Source organism: Streptomyces sp. NPDC059477 (genome assembly GCF_042749375.1).
Classification (GTDB): Bacteria; Actinomycetota; Actinomycetes; order Streptomycetales; family Streptomycetaceae; genus Streptomyces.
On record NZ_JBHYUG010000158.1, the window covers coordinates 1 to 9,348 of the forward strand.

At 73.3% G+C, this 9,348-nt stretch carries 10 protein-coding genes; 5 read left to right on the forward strand and 5 right to left on the reverse strand.

The features are described 5' to 3' along the window. The first annotated feature begins 112 nt into the window (after window positions 1–112). Both ACFXAZ_RS38575 and ACFXAZ_RS38580 read left to right on the forward strand, forming a co-directional pair. The gene (locus ACFXAZ_RS38575) at window positions 113–418 is read left to right on the forward strand and encodes a hypothetical protein (protein WP_384601463.1); all 306 of its coding nucleotides are present in this window, start codon (window positions 113–115) and stop codon (window positions 416–418) included. 230 nt (window positions 419–648) lie between these two features. Beyond that, window positions 649–1,638 carry a beta-ketoacyl-ACP synthase 3 gene (locus tag ACFXAZ_RS38580; RefSeq protein WP_384601489.1) on the forward strand — a complete coding sequence of 330 codons (990 nt, stop codon included), beginning with the start codon at window positions 649–651 and terminating at the stop codon, window positions 1,636–1,638. A gap of 14 nt (window positions 1,639–1,652) precedes the next feature. Here the strand turns inward: ACFXAZ_RS38580 and ACFXAZ_RS38585 are convergent, their stop codons facing one another. Beyond that, window positions 1,653–2,516, reverse strand: a complete 864-nt coding sequence (locus ACFXAZ_RS38585) for an SDR family NAD(P)-dependent oxidoreductase (protein WP_384601466.1) — start codon at window positions 2,514–2,516, stop codon at window positions 1,653–1,655. 252 nt (window positions 2,517–2,768) lie between these two features. Between ACFXAZ_RS38585 and ACFXAZ_RS38590 the strand changes: the two genes are divergently transcribed. After that, window positions 2,769–4,013 carry a transposase gene (locus ACFXAZ_RS38590; RefSeq protein WP_384601469.1) on the forward strand — a complete coding sequence of 415 codons (1,245 nt, stop codon included), beginning with the start codon at window positions 2,769–2,771 and terminating at the stop codon, window positions 4,011–4,013. A gap of 12 nt (window positions 4,014–4,025) precedes the next feature. Here the strand turns inward: ACFXAZ_RS38590 and ACFXAZ_RS38595 are convergent, their stop codons facing one another. Further along, a complete protein-coding gene (locus ACFXAZ_RS38595; RefSeq protein ID WP_384601471.1) occupies window positions 4,026–5,075 on the reverse strand; it encodes a polyprenyl synthetase family protein in 1,050 nt (349 codons plus the stop codon). A 178-nt stretch (window positions 5,076–5,253) separates the two neighbouring features. Here ACFXAZ_RS38595 and ACFXAZ_RS38600 point away from each other — a divergent pair, with 178 nt between their 5' ends. Both ACFXAZ_RS38600 and ACFXAZ_RS38605 read left to right on the forward strand, forming a co-directional pair. Further along, on the forward strand, window positions 5,254–5,781 hold the full coding sequence (locus tag ACFXAZ_RS38600) for a DinB family protein (RefSeq protein WP_384601474.1): 528 nt from the start codon (window positions 5,254–5,256) through the stop codon (window positions 5,779–5,781). 91 nt (window positions 5,782–5,872) lie between these two features. Continuing rightward, window positions 5,873–6,646, forward strand: coding sequence for a methyltransferase domain-containing protein (locus ACFXAZ_RS38605; RefSeq protein ID WP_384601477.1), 774 nt, complete (start codon window positions 5,873–5,875; stop codon window positions 6,644–6,646). Window positions 6,647–6,654: 8 nt separating this feature from the next. Here the strand turns inward: ACFXAZ_RS38605 and ACFXAZ_RS38610 are convergent, their stop codons facing one another. From ACFXAZ_RS38610 to ACFXAZ_RS38620, 3 genes are all read right to left on the reverse strand, one after another. Then, entirely contained in the window at window positions 6,655–7,962 is a 1,308-nt protein-coding gene (locus ACFXAZ_RS38610) for a dihydrolipoamide acetyltransferase family protein (RefSeq protein WP_384601480.1), read from the reverse strand. 14 nt (window positions 7,963–7,976) lie between these two features. Beyond that, a complete protein-coding gene (locus ACFXAZ_RS38615; protein WP_384601483.1) occupies window positions 7,977–8,945 on the reverse strand; it encodes an alpha-ketoacid dehydrogenase subunit beta in 969 nt (322 codons plus the stop codon). Then, a partial coding sequence (locus ACFXAZ_RS38620) for a thiamine pyrophosphate-dependent enzyme (RefSeq protein ID WP_384601486.1) occupies window positions 8,942–9,348 on the reverse strand: 407 nt, incomplete at its 5' end. The genes ACFXAZ_RS38615 and ACFXAZ_RS38620, both read right to left, overlap by 4 nt.

Here is a 9,348-nt window from a genome sequence, read left to right on the forward strand (position 1 = left end):
TCACACCCCCACACCACAGCCGCGCGCCCAAACCCCCCCCCCCCCCGCGCCGCGCGCGGCGCGCCCCCCCCCCCCCCCCGCGCTGCGGCCGAACTGCGCGGCGGCGTTCTCGGTGGACGACGGCACGGCGGAGTCGCTGGTGCTGGTCGTGGAGGCCGACGGCCGGGCGCTGCGCGACGGGGGTCCGGAGGGGCTGCGCGAGCGGGTACGGGCGGCGGTGCGGGACGGCCAGCGGCTGGAGCCCGAGTTGGTCGTGCTGGTCAGACGGGGTGCGCTGCCGAAGACGTCCAGCGGGAAGGTACAGCGGCGCGAGACGCGGCGGCGGTACCTGGAGGGCGAGTTCGGGGCGGTGCAGGTGACCCAGGTGCCCCAGGTGACCCCCGTACCGGTGGCACCCGTACCGGAGGTGACCCGGTGACCGGCGGCGACCCGGCGACCCGGAGCGACCCGGTGACCGAGGGCGACCCGGTGACCGGGAGCGGCCGAGTAGCCGAAGGCGACCGGGCGACCGGCGGCCGGGCAACCGCTGGCGACCAGGCAACGGTGGGCGACCGACTGGCCGACGGCCCCCACGCAACCGGCAGCGACCTGACAGCCGAAGGCGACCGCGTACCCGACGGCAAGGTCCCGCCCGGCGTACCCCGGCGGCTGCGCGTCCCCGCCCCGGTGCCGGGCGCCCGCATCCTCGGCGTCGGCGCCTACCGCCCCGCCCGGGTCGTGCCCAACTCGGAGGTGGCGCCCGCCATCGCGTCGAGCGACGACTGGATCCGCCGCAGGTCCGGCATCGTGACGCGGCGGTTCGCCGCCCCGGACGAGACGGTCGTGGAGATGGCGGCGGCGGCCTCGCTCAAGGCACTGGCCCAGTCGGGGGTCGCGCCGGACACGGTCGACACGGTGCTGCTGGCGTCCATGTCCCAGCTGGAGCAGTCGCCCCCGGCGGCGCCCCGGGTGGCCCACCGGATCGGCGCGGTCGCGGCGGGCGCCCTCGATGTCGGCGCGGCCTGCGCGGGCTTCGTCCACGCGCTGGCGACGGCGGACTCGCTCATCAGGTCGGGAAACAGCAGACATGTCGTGGTGGTGGGCGCGGAGCGCATGTCGGACATCGTGGATCCCACGGACCGGGGCACGGCGTTCCTGTTCGGCGACGGTGCCGGGGCGGTGGTCGTGGGCCCGGCGGACGAGCCGGGGATCGGGCCGGTGGTGTGGGGTTCCGAGGGCGGGCGGCACGCGGCCATCGCCCACGGCGGCCCGTGGCCGGTGCCGGGCGGGCCGGTCGGCGTGACACCCACCCTGCGGATGGACGGCCCCGCCGTGTTCCGGTGGGCGGTGGCCACGGTCCCCAGGGCGGCGCGGGCGGCGCTCGCGGCGGCGGGGGTGCGGGGCGCCGACCTGGCCGCGTTCGTCCCGCACCAGGCCAACCTGCGGATCGTCGACGGGGCCGCGGCGGCGCTGAAGCTGCCGGAACAGGTCGTGGTGGCGCGTGATGTGGTCCATGCGGCGAACACGTCGGCGGCGTCGATCCCGCTGGCCATGGAGGAGCTGCTGGCCCGGGGCGCGGTGCCGAGCCGTGGCCTGGCGCTGCTGGTGGGCTTCGGCGCGGGCCTGTCCCACGCCGCCCAGGTCGTGTCGCTGCCATGACCGGCGGCGACGGCTCAGCTCAGCCAGGGGGTGGTGAACGCCTGGACGGCGGCTCCGTCGAGGTCGGCGAGCTTGATCGCGGCGAGGCCGCGGGCGGCGTCCGAGGTCTGCACCCGGAACGGCGGTCGCTCGGCGTCGAGCACCTCGATGACGGTGGCCGCCGCGTCGTCCGCGCTCTGCGCCTGCTCGAAGAGACCGGCGGTGGCCCCGAGGTACGCCTTGAAGGCCGCCTCGTAGGGCCCGGCGTTCTCCAGCAGCCCGGGCACGGACGGTGTCAGCCGGGTGACGAACTCGCTGGCCACGGGCCCCGGTTCGACGACCGTGACCGTCACACCCGTACTGGCGGCGACGGGTGCGAGCGACTCCAGGAACCCTTCCAGGGCGAACTTGGCGGCGCAGTACGCCTCGTTGAAGGGCTGTCCGATGAGCCCGCCCAGACTGGACACGGCGATCAGCCGCCCGCCGGTCGCCCGCAGATGCGGCAGCGCCGCCCGGGTCACCTCGACCGCGCCGAGGAAGTTCGTCTCCAGGACGGATCGGAAGGCGTCGACACCGATCTGCTCGACGGTCCCGAGCCGACCGACCCCGGCGTTGTTGACGACGGCGTCCAGGCGTCCGTACGCGCTGATCACCCCTGCGACGGCCGTGGCGACGGACTCCGGTTCGGTCACGTCGAGCCGGACGATCTCCAGCCGGTCGCCCACCCCGGCGGCGTCGGCGGCGGCGCGCAGGGCGTCGCCCCTGCCGGGCTCGCGGAGGGTGGCGACGACCCGCCGGCCGGACACGGCGGCCCGCACGGCGGTGGCCAGGCCGATACCGGAGGAGGTGCCGGTGACGAGGACGGTACGCGGATCGGCGGGGGCGGTCACAGGTGCCATGGGGGTCTCTTCCGTCGGGCGGGGCGCTTTGACGGCACGGTGTCATCACCGCCGGGACGGGCCAACCCCTATGTTCCGGACCCCTTCCCCACCCTTTTTCCCGTTCCCGTCACCCCCTTGACAAGCCGGTGCGGAGCGCGGTGAACCTGAGTGGGCCATGGGGTGGCGGAACCGCCCCCGAAGACTGCCCAATAGGGAACAGTGGACGTCAAGTGATCGTGATTACTTATCAGTTGGTGTTAGCGTGCGTTCATGAGACCGGTCTTTGACATCATCGCGCTGCGCAGTCTGGTGGCGGTCGCGGACGAGGGCGGATTCCGCCGGGCGGCCGAGTCCCTGACGCTGAGCCAGTCCGCGGTCAGCCAGCATGTGCGGCGGCTGGAGAAGACGCTGGGCCGTCCGGTGGTGGAACGGAGCGGACGCTCCGCCCGGTTCACCGCGGCGGGCGAACTCCTCCTCGACGAGGCGCGCTGGATCCTGGGCGTGCACGACGAGGCGGCCCGGCGGCTGCTCGGTGCCGAACCCCAGAGCGTCGTCATCGGCTCGGCGGAGCACGCCGCGGACCAGATCCTGCCCAGGATCACCGCGGCGGTCCAGCGGTCCCTGCCCGCCTGCCAGGTCAGATTCCGCATCGACCGCTCGGCCCGGCTGGTGGAGGCCGTCGACCGCCGGTCCGTCGACGTGGCGGTGTACGTCACCGAGGCGGTCGCCGTCCAGGGCACCCCGGTCGGCGGCCTGCCCCTCAAGTGGTACGCGGCACCGGGCTGGACTCCCCCGCCCGCCCCGGCGCCCCTGCCCCTGGCGGCGATCGAGGAGCCCTGCGCGGTCCGCCGCCAGGCCCTGGACGTGCTCTCCGCCCATGCCATCCCGGCCTCGGTGATCTGCGACGCCGGGTATCTGACCGGCGTACTGGAGGCCACCCGCGCCGGACTCGGCGTGGCCCTGCTGGCGGACACCGCGCGCGGCTACGAGGGCCTGGAGGAGTACGCCGTCCTCCCGCGCTCCCCCGCGATCCGCATGAGCGCCCACGCCCGCCCGGGCGCCGACCCCGCCATGGTCACGAACGTCGTCGAATCGGTCCGCGCGCTGCTCCGCGACCTCAACCCGCCCCGCCGCCGGGTCACTCCCCTGACCTGCACGGACGAAGACCTCACCGACGCCCAGTGGAAATCGGTCGAGCCCCTGCTCCCGGTCGGCGAGCGCGGTCCCTATCCCGAGGGTCTGCGCTCCCAGTTCAACGGGGTCCTGTGGCGGTTCCGCACCGACCGCCCGTGGCGTACGGTCCCCGCCCATTACGGCGCCTGGCAGACCGTCCACCACCGCTTCCACCAGTGGGCGCTGACCGGCACGTTCGCCAGACTCCTGGAGTCCCCGCCGCCCGTCCCGGCCGCCACCCACCCGCACTGGACGACGGCCCTGCGCAAGGCGGCGGAGGAGGAGCGGCGGCTGCGGGACACCAGGTCCGCGGCGGCCCCGGACAGTGGGCGGCTTCCCTGACGGTACGGGGACCTACCGGACGGACAAGGACGTGTCCGGCCGCAGCAGAACCACGGCCGTCCGGTCCACGAGGTCCTTCAGCGCGGGCAGACAGGCCCGTTCGCCGCCGAAGCCGTCCAGCAGCCGATGCGCCTGGTCGCGGAACCGGCCGGTGTCCTCCTCGTACCGGCGCAGCACCGCGGGCGCGAGCAGGTGGCGGGCGAGTTCGGCGCGGGCGGTCTCGGAGTCCCTGGCGTCCGCCCGCAACTGCCTGAGACCCGCGTCGGGCCCGGTCGTGGGCGCCTCTTCCAGGGCGCATGCGAGCAGATAGGTGGCGGTGCCGTTGCGGAGGTCCTCGTTGCGGCCGGACAGGAGGTCTTCCTGGTCGTTGAGGAGCTGCCAGAGCACGCCGAAGACATCACCGAACTCCCGCCACTGTTCGACGCGCGGCTCCGGCGCCCCGGCGAGCAGCGCCGCCATGGCGGTGATCATGCTGAAGGGCGAGCCGGACTTGCCCCGGTAGGCGGCGCCGACCGAGGCGCGGGTGACATCGGCCGTGGAGCCGTGGAGATCCCACAGCTGGCCCTCGGACGCGCCCACCCAGCAGCGGATGATCTCCTCCGCCAGCGGGCCGTGCAGCGCCTCCGGTACCCGGCTCGACCGCACGGCGAGCAGGGGCAGCGGGGCCGCCGCGACGACGGTGGCGAGAAAGGCGTCCCCCGCGTCGAGATCCCCGGCGAATCCGGTGACACCGGAGACACCGGTGCCGGGTGAGTCGGCCAGGTCGTCCAGGGTGCAGGCCGAGGTCCACCACAGCTCGTGCACGACGGCCAGCGGGAGCGCCGGTCGCGCGGAGCCCGTCTCGACCGCGTGGACCATCAACGGCAGCACCGACAAGGGGTACTTGAAGGCACGGTGGCGCAGGAGCGCGGCGACCGCCGCACGCAGTGCGGGCGCCGACGGCCCCAGCAGCGCGAGGACGGCCTCTCTCTCCGCGTCGATCTCCGTGGCCATCTGCCGGTGCACATCGAGGTACGAGGTTGCCAGCACGCGAGCCCCCATCGACGGGATGGTCATGGTCATAGTGGGTCATGTTCGGGTCATGCCGGATCGTGCAGGGTGCGGGGAGCGTGTGTCAACGGTGCCTTATGGGACGCGTGGGGACCGCGGGAGGCCGGATCGCCCCCTGTCTTCGCGTTCGCGCACGGCCCACGCCGCCCTTCGGGTCGTACGCGCCACCGACCTTTGACAGGCTGGGCCCATGACGACGACACCTGACGGACGACCTGTTCCGCCCCCGTTCGCCGATGAGCGCACGATGCTGGAGGCGTGGCTGGACTTCCACCGGGCGACACTGGCCCTGAAGTGCGCGGGGCTCACGGACGAGGAGCTGCGGCGGGCGTCGGTGGCGCCGTCGGCGATGACGTTGCTGGGTTTGGTGCAGCACATGGCCGAGGTGGAACGGAACTGGTTCGGGCGGATCTTCGGCGGCGAGGAGCTGCCCCCGATCTTCGGGGCGGACAACGACTTCGGTTTCGGACTCGCGCCGGACCGGGGACTCGACGCGGTGACGGCGGCCTGGCAGCGGGAGGTCGCCCGGGGGCGCGAGCTGATCTCGACGGCATCGCTCGACGACTCCGGACACCTCTCGCCGGAGGAGGCCGCTCAGGTCGGCGGTGACGGCCTCTCGCTGCGCTGGATCCTGATCCACCTGATCGAGGAGTACGCCCGCCACAACGGGCACGCGGACCTGATCCGCGAACGGATCGACGGCGTCAGGGGGGCGTGAGGGCGATGAGGGCGATGAGGGCGATGAGGGCGATGAGGAAGGATGACCGGATCCGGGCGCCTCGCGGAGTGGGGACTGCTTGACTGCCCGTATGTCTTCCGCACTTGGTGTCTCCCGACCCGACCAGGCCGCCTACATGCTGCGGGCCGCCGCCCGCGACGCCGGCCGCGCCTACAAGCAACAGTTGCTGGATCTGCTGGACGTCCGGGCGGGCCACACCGTCCTGGACGTCGGGTGCGGCCCGGGTACGGATCTGCCGGCGCTGGCCGAACGGGCCGGGGCCACCGGCTCGGTCATCGGCGTCGACCAGGATCCGGCGATGCTGGCCCGCGCCCGGGAGCGTACGGACGGCCTGCCCCGGGTGGAGTTCCGCGAGGGGGACGCCCATGACCTCCCGGTCGCGCCCGGCTCGGTGGACCGGGCGAAGGTCGACCGGGTCCTGATGCATGTGGCCGACCCGGGCGAGGTGCTCGCGCAACTGCACCGGGTGACCCGGCCGGGCGCGCGGATCGGGCTGGCCGAACCCGACTGGGACACCCTGATCGTCGACGCCGAGGACCTGGGGACGAGCCGCGCCTTCACCCGCTACACCACGGCGGCGGTGGTCCGTCAGGCGACCATCGGACGTGCCCTTCCCCGGCTCGCCGAGCGCGCGGGCTTCCGGGTCGAGACCGTACTGACGACGACCCCCCTGTTCCGCGACGTCGAGGAGGCGGACTACACCCTGGGGCTCGGCCGCAACCTGGAGCGGGCCATCGCGGCGGGACACATCGACCCGGTGCGCGGGCGTCGCTGGTTCACGGACCTGTCCGACGGGTCCTTCTACGCGTCGTTCACGCTGGTGAGCGTGGTGTGCGTGCGCTGACCGCCGCCTCAGAGCATCGCCAGCCCCGGATCGTGGAGCACCGCGCCGATGTCGGCGAGGAGCTGGGAGCCCTGCTGTCCGTCGATCAGCCGGTGGTCGAAGGACAGGGCGAGCTGGGTCACCCAGCGCGGCTCGATCGACTCCGCGCCGGAGGCGTCCGTCACCACCCACGGGGTGCGGCGGATGGCGCCCATGGCCAGGATGGCCGCCTCACCGGGGTTGATGATCGGCGTCCCGGTGTCGACCCCGAACACCCCCACGTTGGTGAGGGTGACGGTCCCGTCCGTCATCGACCGGGGCGTGGCCTTGCCGGACCGGGCCATGCCGGTCAACTCGGCGATCGCCTCGGCCAGTTCACGCAGTGACATCAGGTCGGCGCGCTTGATGTTGGGGACGATCAGGCCCCGGTCCGTCGCCGCCGCGATCCCCAGGTTCACATAGTGCTTGAGCACGATCTCCTGCGCCGCCTCGTCCCAACTGGCGTTCGCGTCGGGGGTGTTGCGCAGGGCCAGCAGCAGCGCACGGGCGACGAACAGCAGCGGGGTGACTCGCAGCTCCCGGAACTCACGCCGGGCGGCGACCGTCTCCCGCAACCGCATGGTGGCCGTGACGTCCACGGTCATGAACTCGGTGACATGCGGCGCGGTGAACGCCGAGGCGACCATCGCGGCGGCGGTGTGCTTGCGCACCCCCCGGATGGGGACCCGGGTCTCGGTGCCGGGTTCCTGGGCGGTGGCCCGGGACGAGGTGGCCGCAGTCGGCGCAGCCGCTGCCGCCCGGTGGACGTCGTCGCGGGTGACGGTGCCCGCCGGGCCGGTCGGGGCGACCGTGGTGAGGTCCACCCCCAGATCCTTGGCGAGCTTGCGGACCGGGGGTTTGGCGGCGGTGCGCTCGGTGGGTACGGGGGTGGGGGTGGGTGCCTGCTCGGGGACCTGTGCGGCGGACTGCGGCGCCCTGCGGCGACGGCGCCGCCCGCCGCCGCCCGCCTGAGGACCGTAACCCACCAGCATGGGCTCCCCGTCGCTGTCCGCACCGCCGCCGCCACCGCTCGGGGCGGTGGCCGGTGCCGGGGCGCTCTCGGTCACGATGGTGATCAGGGGCCGGCCGACCGGGAGGGTCTCGCCCTCCCGGGCGTGCAGGGTGCCGACCACGCCGGCGTACGGGGACGGCAGTTCCACCGCCGCCTTGGCGGTCTCGACCTCGACGAGGGTCTGATTGACCTCGACGGTGTCACCCGCCTTCACGGACCAGTGCAGGATCTCGGCCTCGGTGAGTCCCTCGCCGACATCGGGGAGCAGGAAGACTTGTTCTGACACGGTGACCGGCTCCTCTAGTAACTCAGGCTGTGGTCGAGGGCGTCGAGGATCCGGTCGACACCGGGCAGCCAGTCCGATTCCAGACGGCTGGGCGGGTACGGGGTGTCGTACCCGGTGATCCGCAGCACCGGCGCTTCGAGGTGGTGGAACTCCTCCTGCTGGATGCGTGCGGCCAGTTCGGCGCCGAAGCCGTGGGACAGGGACGCCTCGTGGGTGACCAGGGCCCGCCCGGTGCGGTGCACCGACTCCCGTACGGTGGCCATGTCCAGCGGTGACAGACTGCGCAGGTCGACGACCTCCAGGCTGCGGCCCTCCTCGGCGGCGGCGTCGGCGGCTTCGAGGGCGAGGGCGACCGTCGGGCCGTAGGCGATGAGGGTGGCGTCGGTGCCGGGGCGGACGATCCGCGCCTGGTCCAGCGGCGGCGGCTGCTCGTCGGTGACCTCGCCCTTGGCCCAGTAGTGCCGCTTGGGTTCGAGGAAGACGACCGGGTCGTCGTCGGCGATGGACTGGCGGATCATGTCGTAGGCGTTCTGCGGGGTGGAGCAGGTGACCACCTTGAGGCCCGCCGTGTGGGCGAAGTAGACCTCGGGCGACTCGGAGTGATGCTCGATGGAGCCGATGCCGCCGCCGTAGGGGATGCGCAGGGTCACCGGCAGGGTGATGACTCCGCCCGAGCGGTGCCGCAGCTTGGCGAGCTGGCTGATGATCTGGTTGACGGCCGGGTAGACGAACCCGTCGAACTGGATCTCGCACACCGGGCGGTAGCCGCGCATCGCCAGGCCGATGGCGGTGCCGACGATGCCCGCCTCGCCGAGCGGCGAGTCGACGACCCGCAGGTTCCCGAACTCCTTCTGGAGCCCGTCGGTGACCCGGAACACCCCGCCGAGCCGTCCGATGTCCTCGCCCATCAGCAGGACTTTGGGGTCTTCCCGAAGTGCGCTGCGCAGGCCGTTGTTGAGGGCCTTGACCATGGAGATCTTCATCGGGTGGCTCCGCTCTCCTGGTCGGCGGCGACGAACGCAAGGTGCTCGGCGCGCTGGCGTCCGAGTTCGGGGGACATCGCGGTGTGGGTGTGTTCGAAGGGCCCGGCGCTCGACGGCTCGGGCAGCGCGCGGCAGCCGGATCTCATGTGTGCGGCGAGTTCCTGTTCCTGCCGCTCGATGCCGGCGAAGAACGCGTCGTCGGTGGGGCCGTTGGCGATCAGGTGCAGGCGCAGCCGCTCCAGCGGGTCCTTGGCGGCCCACTCGTCCTCCTCGGCGGCGGGGCGGTAGCGGGTGGCGTCGTCGGCGGTGGTGTGGGCGTTCATCCGGTAGGTGACGGCCTCGATGAGGGTCGGGCCGCCGCCGGAGCGGGCCCGGTCGAGGGCGTCGGTGGTCGCCGCGAGAC

What these genes read in the sequence shown, in the direction of transcription:
- ACFXAZ_RS38585 (WP_384601466.1), bottom strand. Translation starts at nt 2,516, where the DNA reads ATGGCACCTGTGACCGCCCCCGCCGATCCGCGTACCGTCCTCGTCACC.
- ACFXAZ_RS38590 (WP_384601469.1), top strand. Translation starts at nt 2,769, where the DNA reads ATGAGACCGGTCTTTGACATCATCGCGCTGCGCAGTCTGGTGGCGGTC.
- ACFXAZ_RS38595 (WP_384601471.1), bottom strand. Translation starts at nt 5,075, where the DNA reads ATGACCATGACCATCCCGTCGATGGGGGCTCGCGTGCTGGCAACCTCG.
- ACFXAZ_RS38600 (WP_384601474.1), top strand. Translation starts at nt 5,254, where the DNA reads ATGACGACGACACCTGACGGACGACCTGTTCCGCCCCCGTTCGCCGAT.
- ACFXAZ_RS38605 (WP_384601477.1), top strand. Translation starts at nt 5,873, where the DNA reads ATGTCTTCCGCACTTGGTGTCTCCCGACCCGACCAGGCCGCCTACATG.
- ACFXAZ_RS38615 (WP_384601483.1), bottom strand. Translation starts at nt 8,945, where the DNA reads ATGAAGATCTCCATGGTCAAGGCCCTCAACAACGGCCTGCGCAGCGCA.